This is a genomic window from Erwinia sp. PME.40.26/001, from assembly GCF_055556675.1.
Genome location: NZ_JBVHNP010000155.1, coordinates 1 through 274, shown reverse-complemented (window position 1 = coordinate 274; position 274 = coordinate 1). Strand labels below are relative to the sequence as shown.

Annotated in this window: 1 protein-coding gene; it reads left to right on the top strand. The window is 73.0% G+C overall.

Annotated features, from left to right (window positions below; translation table 11 throughout):
• Nucleotides 1-68: 68 nt before the first annotated feature.
• Nucleotides 69-274, top strand: a 206-nt coding sequence (locus ACZ3HG_RS23640; RefSeq protein ID WP_465334802.1) for a hypothetical protein, incomplete at its 3' end; no start/stop codon positions are given.

Sequence of the window (274 nt, the reverse complement as noted above, 5' to 3'; positions counted from 1 at the left end):
ATGGAGGCCCACGGCGAGCGTCTCGTCCACACCGTGCGCGGCCTCGGCTACCGCCTGAGCGAGCGCGCATGAGCGCCCTGCGGTCCGGATCGCTCCGGCGTCGGACGATCGTGTCCGTGCTGGCGCTCGTCGCGCTGCTGCTCGTCGTGCTCGCGGTGATCGTCGACGTGGCGCTTGGTGCGCGGCTCCGCGGTCAGATCGAGGACCGGCTGCGCGACCGCACCGCCGCGACCGCATCGCTCGTGGGGATCGTGGATGCCGAGGACCTCGCCGA